We start from the raw sequence: 22390 nt of genomic DNA, 5'->3' as shown, positions 1-22390 counted from the left end.
GCCCCTGCCTGCGTTATACCGAGAAGAATATCGCCGCGGCGATCCCCCCGAACAAAATCCACTTGATGATGTAATAGCCGGTGCGATTCCAGGCCTTCAGGCGTTTCCCCACCCGGCGTATCGCATAGATGTATTTGAACATCTTGTTGACGCCGCCGGTGCGATCGCCCTCTTCATTCGGCGCGGTGGCGGCGCTCATCAGGTTGCGCCCCAGCCAGTGGTTAACCGCCTGCGCCCAGCGGTAGCGCATCGGCCGTTCGATGTCGCAGAACAGGATCAGACGATTCTGCCCGCTCTGATTTTCCGCGTAGTGCAGATAGGTTTCATCGAACATCACGCCTTCACCGTCGCGCCAGCTGTAGCGCTCACCGTCCACCTCAATGAAGCAGCGGTCATCATTGGGGGTAATCAACCCCAGGTGATAACGCAGCGAACCGGCGTAAGGGTCACGGTGACGCGGCAACCGGCTGCCGTCCGGCAGTTCGGCGAACATCGCCGCCTTGACCGAAGGCAGGCTGCGCAGCAGTTCCGTGGTCTGCGGGCACAGGGTCATGGCGGAGGGATGGCTGTCTTCATACCATTTCAGATAAAAGCGTTTCCAACCGGTCTTGAAAAACGAGTTGAAGCCGGCGTCGTTGAATTGATCGGACGCTTTGATCTGCTGGATCTCCATCAGCTTCTGTCCTTCGTCGCGGATGGTCTCCCAGTTCTCCCGCAGTACCGCCAGCTCAGGGAACTGCTCCGGCTTCAGGTACGGCGTAGTCGGCACACGGGAAAACAGATACATGAAGACGTTCAGCGGTGCGGTAAAGGTGGAATGGTCAGACAGCTGACGCCACACGTTGTAGCGCACCCGCCCGCGGTAATGCACATAGACGACGCATAAAATAAGCAAAAGCAGAATGATGTATTTCATGTTTGAATCGCATCAAGGAACCCACACGCTATGCGCCGCGCGGCGCACACCCCAGATAATGTCCTTTTGGCGGCACAGGCAAATTGCGCGCCAATCTGGAACCCATTAATCATTAACGCTAACTCAACGAAAATCTATACAGAAAACCACAATAATTTACACAAAGGTTAAACGAGAGGGGAAATTGCGGAGATAAAAAAGGCCGCCGAAGCGGCCTTTCCATTAGCGGATAGGTTAACTGTAAGCGTTGAGCGTGCGCTGGCACAGAGCGGAACGCACGCAGTCCTGTTTTTCAAAGCGGATAACGCCGATCATCTCGTCCTCTTCGAAGCGTTCCAGGGCATCGCTGAGGCCGGATTTCACGCCGCGCGGCAGGTCACACTGGGTCACGTCGCCGTTAACGATAACCGTCACGTTTTCCCCCAGGCGGGTCAGGAACATTTTCATCTGGCTGGCGGTCACGTTCTGGGCTTCATCCAGGATAACGACCGCATTTTCGAAGGTGCGCCCGCGCATGTAAGCGAACGGCGCAATCTCTACCTTGCCGATTTCCGGGCGCAGGCAGTACTGCATAAAGGAAGATCCTAAACGGCGCACCAGAATGTCATACACCGGGCGGAAATAAGGCGCGAACTTCTCGGAGATATCCCCCGGCAAGAAACCGAGGTCTTCATCCGCCTGCAAAACAGGACGGGTAACGATAATCCGATCCACCTCTTTATGGATCAGCGCCTCCGCCGCCTTGGCGGCGCTGATAAATGTTTTGCCGCAGCCGGCTTCGCCAGTGGCGAAGATCAGCTGCTTATTCTCTATGGCTGATAAGTAATGACCCTGAGCTTCGGTTCTAGCCTCGATGGGTGAGCTATCGCGCTTGTCTCGCGCCATGCCGATAGACTCGACTCCCCCCATTTGCACCAGCGAGGTCACAGACTCTTCTTCCAGCTGGCGATGACTACGAGCGTCACGACGAATAACGCGTTTCGCTTCACGACGTGCTTTGATCACTGCTTTCTGTCTACCCATAGTGGCACCTTACAGTTTGTTTCACCTACCGCAACGGCCAGGCCGCGCGATTATGTTTCACACACGTATTAGGTTTTGGCCTCCTCCGAGCCAATAAGAGCCAAGGGACAAAGTGAATCGACGGCAACGCTTAAGCGCCGTGTCTTCACGGGACAACGCGGACTGCATCAATAAACGTGGAGTAAAAAGCGATGAGATTCGGTAGCGATAAGAGTGCGGAGTTGCCGGTAAAAGAGAGTCGGAGAGAGAACCCTCGTTACAACGAGAAATCAGGGGAGATGTGTTATTTTTTCTTTCCAGCCCAACCAAGGACTTTACCATTAGCGATCCCCGCAGTGATATTTACAGCTTCAAGCTGTGCACCGTGTGAAAACTACCGCCAGATGATTACAGTATAATGACATTCAATCCCACGGCGTTACTAAAATGTAAAAAAATTTAATATTTTTTGTTTTCAGTTAACGCTAAAACACTATATCACGCCCAAGACGTCATTCCATAGAAAATTATAATCAATAAATATCAATGCATTACAATTAAAACCCGCGAATGACACTTTAGTTTCCCGATTAAATTTTGCGCAATCAAAAACAGCATGACTGCGTGTTTTTTAATCTGCCGGCAAAGCATTGAATTGCGTTTCATCGTTCACTGCCCCCTGCAGCGGGTAAGACAAACGTAAAACGAGGCGGAAGATCCCGCCTCGTCATTCCTGCTTCAGGCCTTGAGCAGGCCGCTGGCCAGATAATCGCCGCCCTCTTTCACGCCCGGCAACACGAAGAAATACCCGCCGCCAATCGGCTTGATGTATTCCTCCAGCGCTTCGCCGTTCAGCCTTTTTTGCACCGTCAGGAAGCCTTTCTCCAGATCGGCCTGATAGCAGACGAACAGAAGCCCCATTTCCAGCTGCCCGGCATTGGAGACGCCAAGGGAATAACTGTAGCCGCGCCGCAGCATCAGGTTGCTTTGGCTTTCCGGCGTGCGAGGGTTAGCCAGCCGGATGTGCGCATCCATCGGGATCACCTTGCCGTCGGGATCGTTCGCGTAGTCCGGCTCGTCATGTTCATGCTGCATGCCCAGCGGCGCCCCGCTGTGCTTCTCGCGGCCGAAGATGGTTTCCTGCTCCTGCAGCGGCGTGCGATCCCAAAACTCGACGCGAAAACGAATAATGCGCGCCGCCTGATAGCTGCCGCCGGCCGTCCACGCCGGCTCGCCGACGTTGTCGCCGACCCACACCACCTTATCCATCAGCGGTTTGTCGTCGGTTTTCGGGTTGGCGGTGCCGTCTTTGAAACCCAACAGGTTGATCGGCGTCTCTTTGCCTTTGCTGCGCGCCGCGTGCGCGGAGATGAACCCCTCCCGCTTCCAGCGCACGCTGAGCAGATCCGGCGAATGCTTAATGATGTCGCGCAGCGCGTGAATCACCGTTTCGTTGGTGTTGGCGCAGATCTGCAGCAGCAGGTCGCCGTGGCAAAGCGCGGCGTCCAACGCATCGTTGGGGAAGCGGGTCATTTTCTGCAACCGCAGCGGTTTTTGCGCCTGCAGACCAAAGCGTTCATCAAACAGCGATGCGCCGACCGACACGGTGATGGTCAGGTTGTCCGGGTAAATCTCCGGCCCCATGATGCCGGAATCGAGCGGCGGCAGCTTGGCGTCCACCTCCGGCGCCTTGCCACCGTGAGTCAGGAAGGCGATGCGATCGGTCAGCAGCCGGAACAGGCGCTCCAGCCCCGCTTTGTCGGTCGCCAGCACATCGAACGCCACCAGCATCATCGCCGCCTGTTGCGGCGTCAGCACCCCAGCCTGATGGCGGCCATAAAACGGCTGTTTCTGCCAGCGCTCATCCTGCGGCGTCGCCAACGGCTCCGCCGCGTTGCCCGCCGCCTGCGCCAGGCGGCTGCCGCCCAGCGCCAGCGCGCCCAGCCCCAGCCCTTGCAGCAAACGGCGTCGCGAAGGCGATGCCGCCCCCTGCGATTGCGGATGCGGCCCGTTATGCGGGCCTGCCTTGTTGCTCATAACCGTATGCCTCAGTCCAGACCCAATACGCCGCGCAGCTGGGAAAGATCTTCCGCCAGCGTGGTGATCGGCCCTTTCAACGCATTGCGATCGGCATCGGTCAGCTTCTCATAGGACTCATAACCCTCTTTGGTTTGGTACTTCGCCAAAATGGTGTCCACGGTTTTGAAGTTGGCGTCGATCTTGTCCAGCAGCGGCTTATTGGCCTTAACCAGCAGCGGGCGCAGCAGATTGACTATCTTTTGCGCGCCGTCGACGTTGGCCTGGAAGTCCCACAAATCGGTGCGGCTGTAACGGTCTTCTTCACCGCTGATCTTGCTGGCCGCCACTTCTTCGATCAGCCCGGCTGCGCCGCCCACCACCTTGCTCGGCGGGAAGGTCAGTTCACTCACGCGTTTTTGCAGCTCAACGGTGTCGTGATACAGACGATCGGCATATTTGCCCATGTCTTTGGTCGAGTTGTCGGCAAACAGCGCCTTCTCCAGACGGTGGAAGCCGGTGAAGTTCGGGTCCGCCGCTTTCTTCTCGTAGTCGTCTTCGCGGGCGTCGATGCTGCCGTCCAGATCGGAGAACAGCTCGGCGATCGGCTCGATGCGCTCATAGTGCTGGCGGGTCGGCGCATACAGCTTGCGCGCCTGCTCCACGTTGCCGGCCTTCACCGCGTCGGTAAACAGCTTGGTCTGTTTCACCAACCCATCGACTTCTTTGGTGACGTAAACCTTGTATTCGGCGATCGGGCCAACCAAGTCCAGCGCGTTCGGCTTGCCGTCGGTGGCGCCGTTGGCCGCTGCGGTGACGATCAGTTTGCCTTTCGGATTGCTCAGCAGCCCGCAGGTCATGTCATATTCGCCCGCTTCCAGCGTGGCGGTCATTTTCTGGGTAAAGCCCGGCGCGATGTTCTCGCGCTCTTCCACCACCATCACCCCTTTCAGGATTTCCCATTCGACGTTTTTCTGGCTGGTGTTGTGCACCACAAACTGCGTCTTGCCGGCCGGGACCGTCAGCTGCATCGGTTCGCACTGCTTGTCGTTAACCGTAACCTTGACCTGCGGCACGTCCGCGGCCAAGGCGTCGAGGCTCAGCGCAAACGCCGGGATAGCCAGTAATGCTGCGTGCAACGCCTTGCGGCGAAATAACGGAGTAGACATACGAGATTCCCTATTAAACATTAATGATTGATTTTACGTTGCGCCGGAGCCGCTGCCGGCTCCGCGCGCTGCGGCAGGAAAAAGAAAATCAGCGCCGGGATCAGATACAGGAAGTAGACCGCCACTTCGCTGACCGTCGGCGCTTCCTGGTAACCGAGAATGCCTTCCAGCAGGGTGCCGAACAGCGAATGGGTCGACAGGGTGCTGCTGAAATCGAAGGCGATGTCCTGGAAGTGGTTCCATAGACCGGCTTCGTGGAAGGCGCGGATCGCCCCGGCGGCCAAGCCGGCGGCGACGAACAGAATGAACAGGCTGGTCCATTTGAAGAATTTGGCCAGGTGCAGCTTCACCCCGCCCCAGTAAATCATCATGCCCAGCACGATGGCGGCCACCAGGCCGAGCACCGCGCCGATCGGCGCCGCGGCGCCCACGTCTTGCTGAAACGCCGCCAGCAGGAAGAACACCGACTCCAGCCCTTCGCGCGCCACGGCGAAGAACACCATCGCCACCAGCGCCCATCCCTGCCCTTTACCGGCGCTGAGCGCCTGATCGATAGCCCCTTCCAGATGCACCTTGACCGATTTGGACACCTTACGCATCCAGAACACCATATAGGTGAGGATCAGCACCGCCACCACCGCCACGATGCCTTCGAACAGCTCCTGCTGCTTCTGCGGGAACTCGCCGGTGGTTTCATTGATGAAGATGCCGAGCGCCAGACACAGCGCCGCAGCGACAATTACGCCGATCCACACCGCGCCCAGCCATTGGCTGCGCTGCGTGCGCTTCAGGTAGCTGGCGATCAGGCTGACGATCAGCGCGGCCTCCAGCCCCTCACGGAACATGATAAGAAAGGGAACGAACATAACTAATCACCCCTGAAAAGACCGCGGCGGCAGAGCAAACCGGCTCGAAATGAGCCGCGGCGAGTATGTAAAGAAACGTAAAATACAACGAGAGTGATTATCATTCTGGCAAAAAGAAATACAAGAGGCGCAAGCGTGATTTTTTCTAATCAAATGTCGCCAGGTGTTACAGCTGAATGACGGGCAAACAGGCAAAAAGAAGGGGCGCTCTGCGCGCCCCTTGCCGACTGACATCGAACGGCGTTATACCGTTTTGTATTCGGCTTCCGCCTGATCGAAACGTTCGGTCATGGTTGAGGATGGCTGGCGGCCCATCAGGCTCACCACCACGATGGCCAGGCAACCCAGGATGAAGCCAGGGATGATTTCGTACAGGCCCAACCATTCGTACTGTTTCCAGACGATCACCGTCACCGCACCGACCAGCATACCGGCCAACGCGCCGTTGCGGGTCATGCGCGACCACATTACCGAGATCAGCACAACCGGGCCGAAGGCGGCGCCGAAACCGGCCCAGGCATAGCTCACCAGGCCCAGTACGCGGTTCTCCGGGTTGGCCGCCAAGGCGATGGCGATCAACGCCACCACCAGCACCATCACGCGGCCGACCCACACCAGCTCACGCTGGCTGGCGCCCTTGCGCAGGAACGCCTTGTACAGGTCTTCGGTGATCGCGCTGGAGCACACCAGCAGTTGGCAGCTCAGGGTGCTCATGACCGCCGCCAGAATCGCCGACAGCAGCACGCCCGCCACCCATGGGTTGAACAGCAACATCGCCAGTTCGATGAACACGCGTTCGCCGTTCTGCGACACGTTGCCGGCCTGATCCGGGTTATTGGCGAAGTAAGCGATGCCGAAGAAACCGACGGCGATGGTCCCGGCCAGACACAGGATCATCCAGGTCATGCTGATGCGGCGCGCGCTGCGGATGGTGCGGTGAGAATCCGCCGCCATGAAGCGCGCCAGGATGTGCGGCTGGCCGAAGTAGCCCAGGCCCCAACCCAGCAGCGACAGGATGGCGACGAAGTTCAGCCCCTTCAGCATATCGAGGTTGGCCGGGTTCTTCGCCTGGATCACCAGCATCGACGTATCGATGCCGCCGACGGCGAAGATCACGATCACCGGCGTCAGGATCAGCGCGAAAATCATCAGGCTGGCCTGTACGGTGTCGGTCCAGCTCACCGCCAGGAAACCGCCGATAAAGGTATACAGGATGGTCGCCGCGGCGCCGGCCCACAGGGCGGTTTCGTAGCTCATGCCGAAGGTGCTTTCGAACAGGCGCGCGCCGGCCACGATGCCGGAGGCGCAGTAAATGGTGAAGAACACCAGAATGACGATGGCCGAGATCACCCGCAGCAGCTTGCTGTTGTCTTCAAAACGGCTGGTGAAATAGTCCGGCAGCGTCAGGGCGTTATTGTTGGCTTCGGTATGCACGCGCAGCCTTCCTGCCACCAGCTTCCAGTTCAGGTAAGCGCCGATGGTCAGGCCGATGGCGATCCAGCTTTCAGAGATGCCGGAGAGGAAGATGGCGCCCGGAAGGCCCATCAGCAACCAGCCGCTCATGTCGGAAGCGCCGGCGGACAGCGCGGTCACCACGCTGCCCAAACTGCGGCCGCCGAGAATATAGTCATCAAAGTTATTGGTTGCCCGGTAGGCAAGCAGGCCGATCAGCACCATCCCGAAAATGTACACCAGGAAGGTCACCAGCATAGGTGTGCTCATTGTCATTTAATTCTCCACTTTCATTATTATTCGCGTTTCGCTCCGGCCATGCCGGCGCCGGTAAACCCACGCGCAATGCATTTCACTGGCCGCCGCGCCGGAACGTGGCGCAGCCTGCGAGCAAGTGCAGGTAAAATAGTTTCTGCCCGTAATTGTTGACCGTCGGTTATCCTAGATGAGCCTTTCATCAACCAACAAGATATTTAACAACAAAGTTACACAAAGTTTACCCTGCGTCACATTTACCGGGCTCAAAGGTTGCACTCACGACAAGCAAAATGAGTTGCACCTTGCCATTACCCTTATATACCGCAAGGTAAAGCGCCTGCGGCATCATAAACCCCGCCGCATTCGCTCAATAACGCAACATTCATGCCAACTGCCCGTGTTAAAAAATCGATGAAACTCACACTTCGCTCATCAGCCTGATTTAACAAGGTTGCACAAAGTTGCAACATGCAGGATATTGTCTGCATTCTTAACCCACACATCTCACGAACCTATCCCAACAGGCTTTCCGGCCTGCTGTTTGTCTAGCCTGATGGGATAGGTTCTAAACACAGGAGTTGGACAGGCATGGGCACTACCACAATGGGCGTGAAACTCGACGAGGCAACACGCGACCGGATCAAGAGCGCCGCGCAGCGCATCGATCGCACGCCGCACTGGCTCATCAAGCAGGCCATCTTTAATTACCTCGAGCGTCTCGAGAGCGGTACCGATATTCCTGAAATTCCAGCGCTGGCCGCAGCGGGCCAGCCTGAAGCGGACGACATTATGCCGCAAGCGCAGGAAGAGTCACACCAGCCATTCCTCGATTTCGCCGAACAAATTCTGCCTCAGTCGGTGACCCGCGCCGCCATCACCGCCGCCTATCGCCGCCCAGAGACCGAAGCGGTGCCGATGTTGCTCGAACAGGCGCGATTACCCGCCGATCTTGCGCAGGCCACTCACAAAATGGCCTATGGCATCGCCGAGAAATTGCGTAACCAAAAAAGTGCAAACGGCCGCGCCGGCATGGTGCAAGGCCTGCTGCAAGAGTTCTCCCTCTCCTCGCAGGAAGGCGTGGCGCTGATGTGCCTGGCGGAAGCGCTGCTGCGCATTCCGGACAAACCGACCCGCGATGCCCTGATCCGCGACAAGATCAGCAACGGCAACTGGCATTCGCACCTGGGGCGCAGCCCGTCGCTGTTCGTCAACGCCGCGACCTGGGGTCTGCTGTTTACCGGCAAGCTGGTGTCCACGCATAACGAAGCCAATCTGTCCCGTTCGCTGAACCGCATTATCAGCAAGAGCGGCGAACCGCTGATCCGCAAAGGCGTGGACATGGCGATGCGCCTGATGGGCGAGCAGTTCGTGACCGGCGAAACCATCGCCGAAGCGCTGGCCAACGCGCGCAAGCTGGAAGAAAAAGGTTTCCGCTATTCCTACGACATGCTGGGCGAAGCCGCCCTGACCGAAGCCGACGCGCAGGCCTACCTGGTTTCCTACCAGCAGGCGATCCACGCCATCGGCAAAGCCTCCAACGGCCGCGGCATCTATGAAGGCCCCGGCATCTCCATCAAGCTGTCCGCCCTGCACCCGCGCTACAGCCGCGCGCAGTACGAACGCGTGATGGAAGAGCTTTATCCGCGCCTGCTGTCGCTGACCCTGCAAGCACGTCAGTATGATATCGGCATCAACATCGACGCCGAAGAGGCCGACCGCCTGGAAATCTCGCTCGATCTGCTGGAGAAGCTGTGCTTCGAGCCGCAGTTGGCCGGCTGGAACGGCATCGGCTTCGTGATCCAGGCCTATCAGAAACGTTGCCCGTTCGCCATCGACGCGGTGATCGACATGGCGCAACGCAGCCGCCGCCGCCTGATGATCCGTCTGGTGAAAGGCGCCTACTGGGACAGCGAAATCAAACGCGCCCAGATGGACGGCCTGGAAGGTTATCCGGTTTACACCCGCAAGGTGTACACCGACGTTTCCTACCTGGCCTGCGCCCGCAAACTGCTGTCGGTGCCGAACCTGATCTATCCGCAGTTCGCGACCCACAACGCCCATACCCTGAGCGCCATCTATCACCTGGCCGGCAACAACTACTACCCTGGCCAGTATGAATTCCAGTGCCTGCACGGCATGGGTGAGCCGTTGTACGAACAGGTGGTGGGTAAAGTGGCCGACGGCAAACTGAACCGCCCTTGCCGCATCTACGCACCGGTCGGCACCCATGAAACGCTGCTGGCTTACCTGGTGCGCCGCCTGCTGGAAAACGGCGCCAACACCTCGTTCGTCAACCGCATCGCCGACGCCACCCTGCCGCTCGACGAACTGGTGGCCGATCCTGTCAGCGCCGTGGAAGCGCTGGCGGCCAACGAAGGCCAGATTGGCCTGCCGCATCCGCGCATCCCGCTGCCGCGCGAGCTGTACGGCGAGAAACGCGTTAACTCCAGCGGTCTGGATCTGTCCAACGAACAGCGTCTGGCCTCGCTCTCCAGCGCCCTGCTCACCAGCGCCAGCCATCCGTGGCGCGCGGAACCGATTATCGACGCCGAATTGGATCAGGGCGTGGAGCAGCCGGTGATCAACCCGGCCGAGCCGGGCGATGTGGTCGGCTACGTGCGTGAAGCCACCGAAAGCGAAGTCAGCCGCGCGCTCGACGCCGCCGCGGCCGCCGGCCCAATTTGGTTCGCTACGCCGCCGACGGAACGCGCCGCGATCCTCGAACGCGCCGCCGAACTGATGGAAAGCCAGCTGCAAAGCCTGCTGGGCATTCTGGTGCGTGAAGCGGGTAAAACCTTCAACAACGCCATCGCCGAAGTGCGTGAAGCGGTCGACTTCCTGCACTACTACGCCGGCCAGGTGCGCGACGACTTCGCCAACGACAGCCACCGCCCGCTGGGCCCGGTGGTCTGCATCAGCCCGTGGAACTTCCCGCTGGCGATCTTCACCGGCCAAATCGCCGCCGCGCTGGCGGCGGGCAACAGCGTGCTGGCCAAACCGGCCGAGCAAACGCCGCTGGTGGCCGCGCAGGCGGTGCGCATCCTGCTGGAGTCCGGCATTCCGCAAGGCGTGCTGCAGCTGCTGCCGGGCCAGGGTGAAACCGTCGGCTCGACGCTGGTCAACGACGCCCGCGTCCGCGGCGTGATGTTCACCGGCTCCACCGACGTCGCCGGCATTCTGCAGCGCAGCATCGCCGGTCGTCTCGATCCGCAAGGCCGGCCGACGCCGCTGATCGCCGAAACCGGCGGCCTGAACGCCATGATCGTCGACTCTTCCGCCCTGACCGAACAGGTGGTGACCGATGTGGTGGCTTCCGCCTTCGACAGCGCCGGGCAGCGTTGCTCCGCGCTGCGTATCCTGTGCATTCAGGAAGACGTGGCCGAGCACACGCTGCAAATGCTGCGCGGCGCGATGGCCGAATGCCGCATGGGCAACCCGGAGCGCCTTTCCACCGACGTGGGCCCGGTGATCGACGCCGAAGCCAAAACCGGCATCGAACGCCACATCCAGGCGATGCGCGCCAAAGGCCGCAAGGTGTACCAGGCCGCCAAAGGCAGCGCGCAGGATGAGAAAGAGTGGGCGCGCGGCACCTTCATCAAGCCGACGCTGATCGAACTCGACAGCTTCGACGAGCTGCAGAAAGAGATCTTCGGCCCGGTGCTGCACGTGGTGCGCTTCCAGCGCAACAATCTGGACGCGCTGGTCGATCAGATCAACGCCGCCGGTTATGGCCTGACGCTGGGCATTCACACCCGTATCGATGAAACCATCGCCCGGGTGACCGAACGCGCCAAGGTCGGCAACCTGTACGTCAACCGCAACATGGTCGGCGCAGTGGTCGGCGTGCAGCCGTTCGGCGGCGAAGGCCTGTCGGGCACCGGCCCGAAAGCCGGCGGCCCGCTGTACCTGTACCGTCTGCTGGCCAACCGTCCGGACGACGCGCTGCAACGTACGCTGCACCGTCAGGACGAAGAGCGTCCGATGGAAGCCACCGCGCGGCCGCAACTGTTGGGGGCGCTGCAATCGCTGGAGAAATGGGCGGTCACCAGCCAGCACGGCGAACTGGCGGCATTGGCGCAGCGCTATGCGGAACTGGGCCAGGGCGGCACCGTACGCCCGCTGCCGGGCCCGACCGGCGAGCGCAATACCTATGCCCTGCTGCCGCGTGAACGCGTGCTGTGCCTGGCGGATAACGAAGCCGACGCGCTGATCCAGCTGGCCGCCGTGCTGGCGGTTGGCAGCTGCGCGCTGTGGCCGGAAGCGGAACTGCAACGCGACCTGTTCCGCCGCTTGCCGAACGATGTGCAGGCGCGCATCGCCTTCAGCAAAGACTGGCAGCAGGACAAGATCGAGTTCGATGCCGCCATCTACCACGGCGATGCCGACCAGTTGCGCACCCTGTGCGAGCAGATCGCGCAGCGCGGCGGCGCCATCGTCTCGGTGCAGGGCTTCGCCCACGGTGAAACCAACATTCTGTTGGAACGCCTGCTGATCGAACGTTCGCTGAGCGTCAACACCGCCGCCGCCGGCGGTAACGCCAGCCTGATGACCATCGGTTAACGCATCCTCAAGGCTGCACGCGTTGCAGCCTGATGGGCTTACCGCTACGCAAACCCTGCACGAGTGCAGGGTTTTTTATTGTCCGCAGGCCGACCTGCCGTTAGCGCCTTATTCTCCTTACAGGGTGGGGCGTCGCTCATGGACGATAACATCATAGACGGATTACTCTGCTTGAAAGCCGCGTCAGAGCGCTACGAGACGCATTGACTTTCGGGTTCGGTAATATCCGGGATACGGCAGCCGCAGCGGATTTCTCGCCGCCGCCGCGCGCAATGAATTGTTGAAAGCACAGTGAATGCGGTCGGGGGAAACGCCCCCGACGCCTTATTGATTCCGGAACTTATCGAGGAATTGCTGGGTACGCTGATGCTGCGGATTGGCGAACAGCGCTTTGGCCGGGCCCTGTTCGACGATGCGGCCGTGATCCATAAAGATAACCCGATCGGCCACGTCGCGAGCGAAGCTCATCTCATGGGTGACGATCACCATGGTGCGTTTCTCTTCCGCCAGTGAACGCATGGTATTGAGCACTTCCCCCACCAGCTCGGGATCGAGCGCCGACGTCGGCTCATCGAACAAAATCACCTCCGGCTGCATCGCCAGCGCGCGCGCGATCGCCACCCGCTGCTGCTGCCCGCCGGACAGCCGACGCGGATAAGCCGCCTCTTTGCCGCTCAGCCCCACCTTGGCCAGCAACGCACGAGCGCGCTGTTCGGCGCTGGCTTTCGCCTCGCCTTTAACGATAACCGGCCCTTCGATGATGTTTTCCAGCACCGAACGGTGCGGAAACAGGTTGAAGTTCTGGAACACGAAACCGACCTGCTGGCGCAGCGCGCGCACCTGATTTTTCTGTTTGCTCAGCGGCTTGCTGCCGTCGATCAGGATATCGCCGACGCGAATGGTGCCGGAATCCGGCTCCTCCAGCAGGTTGATGCAGCGCAACAAGGTGGTTTTCCCTGAGCCGCTCGGGCCGATGATCGCCACCACTTCACCGGCGTCCACCGCCAGATCGATCCCATGCAGCACCGTCTGACCTTTGAACTGCTTGGTCAATTGCTTAACTTCAATGGCACTCATGCGTTACTCCTGATCCTGGCGATTAACGTGGGCTTCCAGACGGTTTTGCAGTGCGGAAAGCAGGGTCGCCATCACCCAGTAAATCAGCGATGCCGCCAGGTACATGGTGAACACTTCCAGCGTGCGCGAGGTGATGAGCTGCGCCTGGCGGAACAGTTCCGGCACCTGAATGGTGGCGGCCAGCGAGGTGTCCTTCACCAGGCCGATAAAACTGTTGCCCAGCGGCGGCAAGGCGGTGCGCGCCGCCTGCGGCAGGATCACCCGGCGCAGGGTTTGCCAACGGGTCATGCCGATGCTGGCGGCGGCTTCCCACTGCCCTTTGTCGATCGACGAAATCGCCGCGCGCAGCGTTTCTGAGGTGTAGGCGGCGGTATTGAGCGACAGGCCAATCAGCGCCGCCGGGAAGGGATCGAATTCAACGCCGAACTGCGGCAGACCGTAGTAGATCATAAACAGCTGGGCGATCAACGGCGTGCCGCGGAACAGCGACACGTAAATGCGCGACAGCCACGACAGCGGCCACAGCGGCGAAAGGCGCATCAGCGCCAACAGAAAACCGAGCAACAAGCCTAGCGCCATACCGCCCAGGCTAAGCTGCAGCGTCAGTATGGCGCCCTTCAATAAAAATGGCGCTGAATCCAGCGCCAGTTGAATACTTTCGTGCATTATTTAGTTACGTCCGCGCCAAACCATTTTTCGGAAATCTTCGCCAGCGTGCCGTCTTTTTGCATCTCGGCGATCGCCTGGTCAATCGCGGCCAGCAGTTCTGGGTTATTTTTGCGCAGCGCCACACCGGACTCCTGGCGGGAGAATGCCGGGCCGGCCACCGCCAGCGTATCGCCGGTTTTCTTCACCAGATCCAACGCCGCCAGGCGATCCACCAGGATGGCGTTGATGCGGCCGACGCGCAGATCCTGATACTTTGTCGGGTCGTCGTCGTAGGTACGCACGTCCACGCCCTGCACATTCTCGCGCAGCCATTGCTCATAGTTGGTGCCCAGGCCAACGCCGACCTTTTTGCCCTTCAGGTCTTCCGGCTTGGTAATGGTGCCTTCGTTGCCTTTTTTCACCAGCGCCTGAATACCGGAAACGGTGTAAGGGGTGGAGAAGTCATATTTCTTCTTGCGCTCATCGGAGAGCGTCACCTGATTGATGACCACGTCGATGCGCTTCGAATCCAGCGAAGCCAGCATACCGTCCCACTTGGTCGGGTTCAGCTTGGCTTTCACGCCCAGATGTTCCGCCAGCGCGTTGGCGAAATCCACTTCGAAACCGGTCAATTTGCCGTCTTCCCCCTGGAAACTGAACGGCGGATAGGTGCCTTCCAGCCCGACGATCAGCGTGCCGCGCTGCTTCACCTGCTGCAGCAGATTGTCGGCGGCGTAGGTTTGAGTCGTCAAACCGGCGGCCAACGCAACGCCCACCACGCCCAACAACCATTGGCGACGAACTTTTGCAAACATCATAAACACCCCTGTATGTTGTTTATCTTTTTTGATATCAGCACTTTAACAGTGCAACCGCCCGCATAAAGGAATATAACCTTATAAATATAGTTCAAAATGGAATAACAAGCGGTATTTACACCTGCGGATGGTAGGCGAACAGCGCCGGCGCACCGCCGGTGTGAACGAACAGGATGGGCCCTTCGTCGCGGAAACGCCGCTGGGCAATGCCGTCGATCAAACCGGCCATCGCTTTGCCGGTGTATACCGGATCCAGCAACACGCCCTCCTGCTGCGCCAGCAGCTGCACCGCCGCCATGCCCTCTTCGTTCGGCATGCCGTACTGCGGCGCGAAATAATCGTCCCACAGCGCGATCGGCGCCAGTTCGTCGATATTCAGCGAACAGGCCAGGGCTTTCTGGATCTGCTCCACCTTCGGCAGTTGATCGATCACGGTGCGCGAGACCGTCACGCCAATCAGCTCGGTTTCCGGCAGCAGCTGTTGCAGCCCCACCGCCAGCCCAGCGTGAGTGCCGGCGCTGCCGGACGCCACCACCACCGAACTGAACGCCACGTTGCTGCGCCGGCTCTGTTCGGCGATTTCCAATGCGCACTGCACGTATCCCAGCGCGCCCAGGGCATTGGAGCCGCCCACCGGCACCACGTAAGGCCGGAAGCCCTGCGCCTCGAGGCGCGTCGCCAGTTCCGCCAGTTGCTGCTGCGGATCGTGCAGCGCTTCGCACATCACCACCTCGGCGTTGAACAGGCCGAGCAACAGGCGGTTGCCGTTGGTCAGGTAGTTTTCCGCACGGGTATCGATGGGGTTTTCCAGCAGCGCGACGCAGTGCAGGCCCAGTTTCGCCGCCACCGCCGCCGTCTGGCGCACGTGGTTGGATTGAATGGCGCCGGCGGTGACCAGCGTATCGGCGCCTTGTCGCAGCGCATCGGCGGCCAAAAACTCAAGCTTTCTCAGCTTGTTGCCGCCCATCGCCATAGGCGTGACATCGTCACGTTTAAGGTAAATTTCACGGCCGAGGTAATCGGAGAGACGGGACAGTTTTTCCAGCGGTGTGGCGACGCCAACCAGATCCAGACGCGGAAATTGCGCCAGTTGTTGTTGCAGGTTCACTACTTCCCCCCAGGGAATCGAATATCAACATCTGATAACCGATAGATTTAGCAGATGTGAACTGAATAATCATCCTTTATCACGGGGGGATACGGCAGACCCCGGCCCAGCGGCCGGGGAAAATCTCAGTAGCTGCGCTGCCAGGCGAGATACTGATCGTACTTGCGCAGCGCAATCCGGTAGTTGTTGTGCGCCGCGGTAGGCAGATCGTCGATGATGCGCTGATGACTGGCGCTGTTGGCGAATTTGTCCGCCGGGTAATTCCGCGCCACCAGCATTTCGTCCAGACGGCGCAACCGCACCACATACTCGCGAATGGTGCTGTGGCTCATCTCGGTCTGTTCGAACAGATACTGCTTGAACGCCATAATGTCGAAATAACTCGGGTGGCTGTTGCAGGAAATCTCGCTGCAAAAGCGGCACAGCGCGGTCAGCTCGTGCTGCACGTTTTGCCAGACCGCATCGTCGATCGGCTGATCCATGCGCGCGATGGCTTCTTTATTGATTATCTTGCCGCGAAACACCAGCGCCATGCGGTCCAACAGTTTGCCGCACTGGGAGCAATGGGTCTGGCTGTGCTTGTAATCTTTCAGGTAACGGCTAAGCGGCCGTTTCTTCAACAGTATTCCTGGCATAAGGGGCAGTCCGATTGTCGCATGAGTCATCGAGTTGGGGGCGGCGCTCCGCCGTCAGGTATCGTTCGCCAGCCGCGCACGCAGCCGTTTGATCGCCTGACTGTGCAGTTGGCTGACGCGGGATTCCCCGACGTCCAGCACGGCGCCGATCTCTTTGAGATTCAACTCTTCCTGGTAATACAGCGTCAGCACCATTTTTTCGCGCTCCGGCAACGCCTCGATGGCGTCGATCACCCGCTGGCGCAGGCTGCCTTCCAACAGGTGATGCAGCGGGTTGGCCTCCTCATGCCCTTCCAGCATCGGTTCCGCGCTCTCGCCATGCTCCTCGCGCCATTCGTCGTAGGAGAAAAGCTGGCTGTTATTGGTGTCCAACAGAATTTGACGGTACTCATCCAGCGAGATGTTCAGCGTCTGCGCCACTTCCGTTTCGCTCGCCGGGCGGCCGTAACGCTGTTCCAGTTGCCGCATCACCTGCGCGACCTCGCGCGCGTGGCGCCGCACGCTGCGCGGCACCCAGTCGCGGCTGCGCAACTCGTCGAGCATCGCGCCGCGAATGCGCTGCACCGCATAGGTGGTAAAGGCGGTTCCCTGTAGGGCGTCATAACGCTCAACGGCGTTTAATAGCCCGATTCCCCCGGCCTGCAGCAGGTCGTCAAGCTCCACGCTGGCGGGCAGCCTGACCTGCAGGCGCAACGCCTCGTGGCGCACTAACGGCACGTAGCGCAACCAGAGAGAATTTTTGTCCATCACGCCTTCGGCGGTATACAGATCGCTCACTATGTCTTAAACCTGCGGATAAGAGAGTCAGCGCTATTATGCGTAGGGGGCGAAATGCCAATCGGCAGAACAGTCGCACAAAACGGGCTTTATTTGCGCCATGTAATAACCGCGCGGTGCGCGAGCATAAAAAAAACCCCGCCGAAGCGGGGTTTCTTTGCGACAGTTAATCGGGAGAGACGATTAACGCAGCAGGGACAGAACGTTCTGAGTAGACTGGTTAGCCTGTGCCAGAACAGAGGTGCCAGCCTGTTGCAGGATGTTGGCACGGCTCATGTTGGACACTTCGGTCGCGTAGTCAGCATCCTGGATACGGGACTGAGAAGCGGACAGGTTGTTCACGGTGCTGTTCAGGTTGTTGATAACAGAATCGAAACGGTTCTGTACCGCACCCAGGGAAGAACGCAGGCCGTCAACCTGTGCCAGCGCTTTGTCCAGGGTATCCAGTGGGTTTTTGATGGTAACATCGGCGCCTGCAGTTACTTTGCCGTCATCAGCAATAGTAGCGGCTTTGTAAGTTTTGGTGCCGTCAGCAGCGGTAGTCTGCACATAGTTAACTGCGTTGCCGTCTTTGTCTTTACCAGAAACCAGCGCTTCGCCTTTGGTTGCATCCAAGCCAGATGCTGCTGCGTTATAAGCCACATCTTTAGTAGCGCCCTTCACCATAGTGCCGTCGGTAACAGCAGCACCCACTGAAGGACCTTTGTCAGTCACGTTGAAAGTGTCCAGACCCAGTTGCTTGGAGTCGATTTTTTTCAGGTCGATATCGATGGTTTCGCCGTCGTTAGCACCAACCTGGATAGTCAGTTTCTGATCGCTGCTCAGCACTTTCACGCCGTTGAAGTCAGTCTGCTCGGAGATACGGTTGATTTCAGACAGACGCTGAGTGATTTCGTCCTGGATGGATTTCAGGTCGCTGGTGGAGTTGGAACCGTTCTGCGCCTGTACGGTCAGACGACGGATGTTCTGCAGGTTGTCGTTAACTTCGTTCAGTGCGCCTTCAGTGGTCTGCGCCAGAGAGATACCGTCGTTGGCGTTGCGGGAAGCCTGAGTCAGGCCTTTGATGTTAGCGGTGAAACGGTTGGAGATCGCCTGACCCGCAGCATCGTCTTTCGCGCTGTTGATACGCAGACCGGAAGACAGACGCTCAATCGCAGTGCCCAGAGAAGACTGAGATTTGTTCAGGTTGTTCTGCGCCATCAGAGACAGGCTGTTAGTGTTGATTACTTGTGCCATTGTTTGCTTTCCTTACGAGTCAGTTGCGTTCTTCGCAACACGGTTAAAAGGTTCGGGCTTGTTTGCCCACGGCGTCAACCACCGTCCCCTCAGGTATCGGCCCTCCCCTAACAACCTTTAGCAATTTTTTAAAATTTTTTGCGCCCGCTGCAATGGCGGAAATAACGCGGTTTTTCCCTCCTCTATTGCGCCATCGTTTTTTTGTTTTTTTCGGTAAACTTTTTCACCACTGGGCCGATAACGCGTAAAGCGAATAAAGTCATCATCAAGGAGAATTACTCATGGCAACGATCAGTTCATTAGGTCTCGGCTCAGGGCTCGACCTCAATGGCTTGCTGGATAAGCTGACCAAAGCGGAACAACAGCGTCTGACCCCTTACACCACCAAGCAATCCAGCTACAACGCCCAGCTGACCGGTTACGGCACGTTGAAAGGCGCGCTGGAAAAATTCGACAATCTCAGCAAAGAGATGGCGAAAGAAGATTTCTTCAAGGCCACCACCGCCACCGAACACGACGCCTTCAAGATCACCACCAACGCCAAGGCGGTACCGGGCAACTACGTGGTGGAAGTGAAAAACCTGGCGCAGGCGCAAACGCTGACCACGCAGGCGAAAGTCAGCGATCAAGGCGCTAAATTAGGCGCTGAAGGCGTCACCGACCGTTCCCTGACCATCACCGCCGGCAACCCGCCGAAAGAAACCAAAATCCCGCTCAGCGACGATCAAACCTCGCTGGTTGAGCTGCGTGACGCCATCAACGGCGCCAAAGCCGGCGTCACCGCCAGCATCATGCGCGTTGGCGACAACGATTATCAATTGGCGGTCAGTTCCTCCACCACCGGCGAAAACAACAAGATTTCCCTCCAAGTCGACAATGACGACAAACTGGGCGATATCCTGAACTACAACGCCACGCGCGGCACCTCCACCGCCATGAAGCAGACGGTCGCGCCGCAGGATGCGGAGCTGATGGTGAACGGCACGGCCATCAAACGCAGCACCAACTCGATCAGCGATGCCCTGCAGGGCGTCACCATCGATCTGAAAACCAAAACCAAAACCGATGAACCGCAACACCTGGTGATCAGCACCAACACCGCCGGCACCACCGACAAGATCAAAGAGTGGGTCGACAGCTATAACTCGCTGCTGGACACCTTCAACTCGCTGTCCAAGTTCACCCCGGTGAAAACCGGCGAAGCGCCAAACCCAACCAACGGCCCGCTGCTGGGCGACAACACCCTGCGCGGCGTTCAGTCGTCGATCAAAAGCGCGCTGAGCGCCGCCCAAGACAACCCGGAGTTGAAAGGCCTGGGCAACCTCGGCATTTCCACCAACACCAAAACCGGCAAGTTGGAAATCGACAGCGCCAAGCTGAAGAAAGCGATGGATGAGAAGCCGGATCAAGTCAGCAACTTCTTCGTCGGTAACGGCAAAGACACCGGCATGGCCACCGAGATCCACAACGAGATCCAGAGCTACATCAAATCCGGCGGCATCATCGAAAACTCGACCAAAAGCATCAACACCAACCTCGATCGCCTGAACAGCCAGATCACGACGGTCACCGCCAGCATTCAGAACACCATCGATCGTTATAAACAACAGTTCGTTCAGCTGGATACCATGATGTCGAAAATGAACGGCACCAGTAACTATTTGGCTCAACAGTTCAAGTAACCCTTTAACAAGGTAAAGAAAACAGCATGTATAACCGTAGCGGCACTCAGGCCTATGCACAGGTCAGTCTGGAAAGCGGCGCCATGAGCGCCAGCCCGCACCAGTTAATCGTGATGTTGTTCGACGGGGCGCTCAGCGCCCTGCTTCGCGCACGCATCCTGATGAACCAGGGCGATATCGCCGGCAAAGGCATGGCGCTGTCCAAAGCCATCAATATCATCGACAACGGCCTGAAAAGCGGCCTCGACCTTCAACAGGGCGGCGAGATCGCCGAAAATCTGGCGGCATTGTACGACTACATGAAGCGTCGGCTGATGCAGGCCAACTTGCACAACGACGAAGCGGCGATCGCCGAAGTGGTTAAACTGCTGGAAAACATCGCCGACGCCTGGCGCCAGATTGGCCCCAACTACCAACCTTCGCAGGACGCCGTGTAATGGAACGTCAACAGCAGCTGTTAGCCGCTTATCAACAAATTTACAGCCTGAGCAGCCAGATGATCGCGCTGGCGCAAACCGGGCGCTGGGAGGAGCTCGTCGAGCTCGAATTCGCTTACGTGACGGCGGTGGAAAAAACCGCCGCCTTTACCGGGCAAGCCGGCCCGTCCATGGCGCTGCAGGAGATGTTGCGCAATAAGCTGCAACAGATCCTCGACAACGAAACCGAACTCAAACGTCTGTTACAGCAGCGTATGGATGAGCTGAAAATGTTGATCGAACAGTCCACGCGCCAGAACGTGGTCAACAATGCCTACGGCCAGTTTCATGATCGTGCGCTGTTGCTGGGGGAACCACAGGTCCGATAAGATCGACAATACTGACGAAAATGGATTAAATAGCACTATGCGCTATTACTCTCGGGTTACGTTAGGATATTAATCTATGGCATTTGAATTATTCAGCTTATGGGTAATTGGTAAAATGCGCGCTTCGAGCCTGGCTCTCACTTTAATGGATAAACATCATCCCGACACGGACGTTTTCTGTTCAGCAGGAAATTGATTTTTGATAGATAAAACTCGCCGCTGTGTTTCACGGCCCATGGAAAAATGTTGCTCCAGCGCGGATCAAAGCGTAAAGATATTCCCAGATAATGGCTGCGAAATGAATATCGATGGAACGTACAATTAATCTCTGTCCTGGAATTGGCGCCTCAGCGCACATCATTCAGTATACTGAATTATTATTCCCTTCAGTCTATTTTGAGCAACCACATCTGTATCTGATACAACAAGGCCATAAGCGCGTACGCTGGCAACAACACGAAGTGGTCGCTCATCCCGGCGAGCTGTTGATTATCGATGGCGGGCAAACGGTGGACATTATTAACGGCCCGTCCGAAGACGGCGTATTCAGTTGCCAACTGCTGACCTGCGATCCCCTGTTGCTCACCGTCCAACCTCCGGCCGAGGAAACGCCGGCGCCGATGCCGTTCGATGCCGTCCTGGCGCTGCGCAACCTGCCCTGCGCCCTAAAGCACAGCTTTGAAACCACCGGCCTGGCGCTGACGCTGCGGCAACGCTTTCCTACCATCATCGTGCGGCACAAAATGCTGGAAATTCTGTTGTGGCTGGCCCAATTCGGCATTCGCTTTATTCACAACGAAGCCAAGGATCTGACGCAGCGCGTGCGCCGCTGCCTGGCGACCGATCCGCACAGCATTTGGACGGCGGCCAAAGTCGCGGAGAGCCTGTCGATGAGTGAAGTGATGTTGCGCCGCAAACTGTCGATGGAAAACACCGCGTTGCGCAACCTGATGATTGACGTGCGCATGAGTAGCGCGCTGGCCCTGCTGCAGTCGACCGACTGGCCGATCTCCGCCATCGCGCAACATGTGGGTTATGAAAGCGCCTCGCGTTTCGCCGAACGTTTTCGCAAACGCTTCGGTTTCGCCCCTACCGCCATTCGCGGTCATCAGAGAATAATGGAACCTGCCTTTGAACAGCATTACGGTTCCGGCTAATCAATGGCGGCAAACACGGCAATTTAGCCCGGATAAACGATGGCATCGCCATGATGTGGGCGTGCCGAGCAACCTATCTTGACGTATCCGCCAGCGACCGCTGGCACCTTTTCCTGGTTGTTCTCTTCTTGCCGCTGGCTATTTATCCCGCACAACCCACTGCTCGGTTCTCCACCAAAGCATTAAGTATTTTCCTATTTTGACCGAC

General features: G+C 58.4%; 18 protein-coding genes. 5 read left to right on the top strand and 13 right to left on the bottom strand.

Translation table 11 applies throughout. The features are described 5' to 3' along the window. Nucleotides 1–13: 13 nt before the first annotated feature. The 6 genes from lpxO to putP form a co-directional block, all read right to left on the bottom strand. Nucleotides 14–916: a lipid A hydroxylase LpxO gene (gene lpxO, locus ACJ8KE_RS03665; protein WP_015378219.1), complete on the bottom strand. Its 903-nt coding sequence runs from the start codon at nt 914–916 to the stop codon at nt 14–16. 234 nt (nt 917–1150) lie between these two features. Beyond that, a complete protein-coding gene (phoH, locus tag ACJ8KE_RS03660) occupies nt 1151–1939 on the bottom strand; it encodes a phosphate starvation-inducible protein PhoH (RefSeq protein WP_015378226.1) in 789 nt (262 codons plus the stop codon). Nucleotides 1940–2656: 717 nt separating this feature from the next. Continuing rightward, nucleotides 2657–3955, bottom strand: coding sequence for an iron uptake transporter deferrochelatase/peroxidase subunit (gene efeB, locus ACJ8KE_RS03655; protein ID WP_016927332.1), 1299 nt, complete (start codon nt 3953–3955; stop codon nt 2657–2659). Between the two features lie 11 nt (nt 3956–3966). Further along, the gene (gene efeO, locus ACJ8KE_RS03650) at nt 3967–5103 is read right to left on the bottom strand and encodes an iron uptake system protein EfeO (RefSeq protein WP_016927331.1); all 1137 of its coding nucleotides are present in this window, start codon (nt 5101–5103) and stop codon (nt 3967–3969) included. A gap of 20 nt (nt 5104–5123) precedes the next feature. After that, nucleotides 5124–5969 carry an iron uptake transporter permease EfeU gene (gene efeU, locus ACJ8KE_RS03645; RefSeq protein WP_016927330.1) on the bottom strand — a complete coding sequence of 282 codons (846 nt, stop codon included), beginning with the start codon at nt 5967–5969 and terminating at the stop codon, nt 5124–5126. A gap of 243 nt (nt 5970–6212) precedes the next feature. Further along, nucleotides 6213–7697 (bottom strand): sodium/proline symporter PutP, encoded by a 1485-nt coding sequence (putP, locus tag ACJ8KE_RS03640; RefSeq protein ID WP_015378228.1) that lies wholly within the window; start codon nt 7695–7697, stop codon nt 6213–6215. Nucleotides 7698–8267: 570 nt separating this feature from the next. Between putP and putA the strand changes: the two genes are divergently transcribed. Continuing rightward, complete coding sequence (gene putA / locus ACJ8KE_RS03635; RefSeq protein WP_442517139.1) at nt 8268–12239, top strand: trifunctional transcriptional regulator/proline dehydrogenase/L-glutamate gamma-semialdehyde dehydrogenase; 3972 nt, start codon at nt 8268–8270, stop codon at nt 12237–12239. A gap of 324 nt (nt 12240–12563) precedes the next feature. On the opposite strand, the gene tcyN is transcribed toward putA, so the two are convergent. From tcyN to ACJ8KE_RS03600, 7 genes are all read right to left on the bottom strand, one after another. Further along, complete coding sequence (gene tcyN / locus ACJ8KE_RS03630; protein ID WP_015378232.1) at nt 12564–13316, bottom strand: L-cystine ABC transporter ATP-binding protein TcyN; 753 nt, start codon at nt 13314–13316, stop codon at nt 12564–12566. A gap of 3 nt (nt 13317–13319) precedes the next feature. Next, nucleotides 13320–13982, bottom strand: coding sequence for a cystine ABC transporter permease (gene tcyL / locus ACJ8KE_RS03625; RefSeq protein WP_016927326.1), 663 nt, complete (start codon nt 13980–13982; stop codon nt 13320–13322). Beyond that, a complete protein-coding gene (gene tcyJ / locus ACJ8KE_RS03620; protein WP_016927325.1) occupies nt 13982–14782 on the bottom strand; it encodes a cystine ABC transporter substrate-binding protein in 801 nt (266 codons plus the stop codon). Before tcyJ ends, tcyL begins: the two co-directional genes overlap by 1 nt. A 115-nt stretch (nt 14783–14897) precedes the next feature. Beyond that, the gene (locus tag ACJ8KE_RS03615) at nt 14898–15890 is read right to left on the bottom strand and encodes a D-cysteine desulfhydrase (RefSeq protein ID WP_016927324.1); all 993 of its coding nucleotides are present in this window, start codon (nt 15888–15890) and stop codon (nt 14898–14900) included. Between the two features lie 125 nt (nt 15891–16015). Further along, entirely contained in the window at nt 16016–16525 is a 510-nt protein-coding gene (gene fliZ, locus ACJ8KE_RS03610; protein WP_004934751.1) for a flagella biosynthesis regulatory protein FliZ, read from the bottom strand. Nucleotides 16526–16579: 54 nt separating this feature from the next. After that, on the bottom strand, nt 16580–17302 hold the full coding sequence (locus tag ACJ8KE_RS03605; protein ID WP_016927322.1) for an RNA polymerase sigma factor FliA: 723 nt from the start codon (nt 17300–17302) through the stop codon (nt 16580–16582). Nucleotides 17303–17485: 183 nt separating this feature from the next. Next, nucleotides 17486–18538, bottom strand: a complete 1053-nt coding sequence (locus ACJ8KE_RS03600) for a flagellin N-terminal helical domain-containing protein (protein WP_147880014.1) — start codon at nt 18536–18538, stop codon at nt 17486–17488. A gap of 281 nt (nt 18539–18819) precedes the next feature. Here ACJ8KE_RS03600 and fliD point away from each other — a divergent pair, with 281 nt between their 5' ends. From fliD to ACJ8KE_RS03580, 4 genes are all read left to right on the top strand, one after another. Then, on the top strand, nt 18820–20220 hold the full coding sequence (fliD, locus tag ACJ8KE_RS03595) for a flagellar filament capping protein FliD (protein WP_239441942.1): 1401 nt from the start codon (nt 18820–18822) through the stop codon (nt 20218–20220). Nucleotides 20221–20246: 26 nt separating this feature from the next. Then, on the top strand, nt 20247–20657 hold the full coding sequence (gene fliS, locus ACJ8KE_RS03590) for a flagellar export chaperone FliS (protein ID WP_239441944.1): 411 nt from the start codon (nt 20247–20249) through the stop codon (nt 20655–20657). After that, complete coding sequence (gene fliT, locus ACJ8KE_RS03585) at nt 20657–21025, top strand: flagella biosynthesis regulatory protein FliT (protein WP_016927319.1); 369 nt, start codon at nt 20657–20659, stop codon at nt 21023–21025. Before fliS ends, fliT begins: the two co-directional genes overlap by 1 nt. A gap of 308 nt (nt 21026–21333) precedes the next feature. After that, entirely contained in the window at nt 21334–22182 is an 849-nt protein-coding gene (locus ACJ8KE_RS03580) for a helix-turn-helix transcriptional regulator (protein ID WP_028128106.1), read from the top strand. Nucleotides 22183–22390 lie beyond the last annotated feature (208 nt).

It is taken from the genome of Serratia sp. CY56464 (assembly GCF_052168435.1).
Lineage (GTDB): Bacteria > Pseudomonadota > Gammaproteobacteria > Enterobacterales > Enterobacteriaceae > Serratia > Serratia marcescens.
Note: the sequence above shows the minus strand (reverse complement) of the source record. Positions and strands in the feature narration are given on the sequence as shown.

Excerpts from the sequence above, each read along its gene's own strand:
- ACJ8KE_RS03580 (WP_028128106.1), top strand. The coding sequence starts at position 21,334 with ATGGAACGTACAATTAATCTCTGTCCTGGAATTGGCGCCTCAGCGCAC.
- tcyN (WP_015378232.1), bottom strand. The coding sequence starts at position 13,316 with ATGAGTGCCATTGAAGTTAAGCAATTGACCAAGCAGTTCAAAGGTCAG.
- efeB (WP_016927332.1), bottom strand. The coding sequence starts at position 3,955 with ATGAGCAACAAGGCAGGCCCGCATAACGGGCCGCATCCGCAATCGCAG.
- fliZ (WP_004934751.1), bottom strand. The coding sequence starts at position 16,525 with ATGCCAGGAATACTGTTGAAGAAACGGCCGCTTAGCCGTTACCTGAAA.
- lpxO (WP_015378219.1), bottom strand. The coding sequence starts at position 916 with ATGAAATACATCATTCTGCTTTTGCTTATTTTATGCGTCGTCTATGTG.
- putP (WP_015378228.1), bottom strand. The coding sequence starts at position 7,697 with ATGACAATGAGCACACCTATGCTGGTGACCTTCCTGGTGTACATTTTC.
- tcyJ (WP_016927325.1), bottom strand. The coding sequence starts at position 14,782 with ATGATGTTTGCAAAAGTTCGTCGCCAATGGTTGTTGGGCGTGGTGGGC.
- fliS (WP_239441944.1), top strand. The coding sequence starts at position 20,247 with ATGTATAACCGTAGCGGCACTCAGGCCTATGCACAGGTCAGTCTGGAA.
- tcyL (WP_016927326.1), bottom strand. The coding sequence starts at position 13,982 with ATGCACGAAAGTATTCAACTGGCGCTGGATTCAGCGCCATTTTTATTG.
- putA (WP_442517139.1), top strand. The coding sequence starts at position 8,268 with ATGGGCACTACCACAATGGGCGTGAAACTCGACGAGGCAACACGCGAC.
- phoH (WP_015378226.1), bottom strand. The coding sequence starts at position 1,939 with ATGGGTAGACAGAAAGCAGTGATCAAAGCACGTCGTGAAGCGAAACGC.
- fliT (WP_016927319.1), top strand. The coding sequence starts at position 20,657 with ATGGAACGTCAACAGCAGCTGTTAGCCGCTTATCAACAAATTTACAGC.
- efeO (WP_016927331.1), bottom strand. The coding sequence starts at position 5,103 with ATGTCTACTCCGTTATTTCGCCGCAAGGCGTTGCACGCAGCATTACTG.
- ACJ8KE_RS03600 (WP_147880014.1), bottom strand. The coding sequence starts at position 18,538 with ATGGCACAAGTAATCAACACTAACAGCCTGTCTCTGATGGCGCAGAAC.
- fliD (WP_239441942.1), top strand. The coding sequence starts at position 18,820 with ATGGCAACGATCAGTTCATTAGGTCTCGGCTCAGGGCTCGACCTCAAT.
- efeU (WP_016927330.1), bottom strand. The coding sequence starts at position 5,969 with ATGTTCGTTCCCTTTCTTATCATGTTCCGTGAGGGGCTGGAGGCCGCG.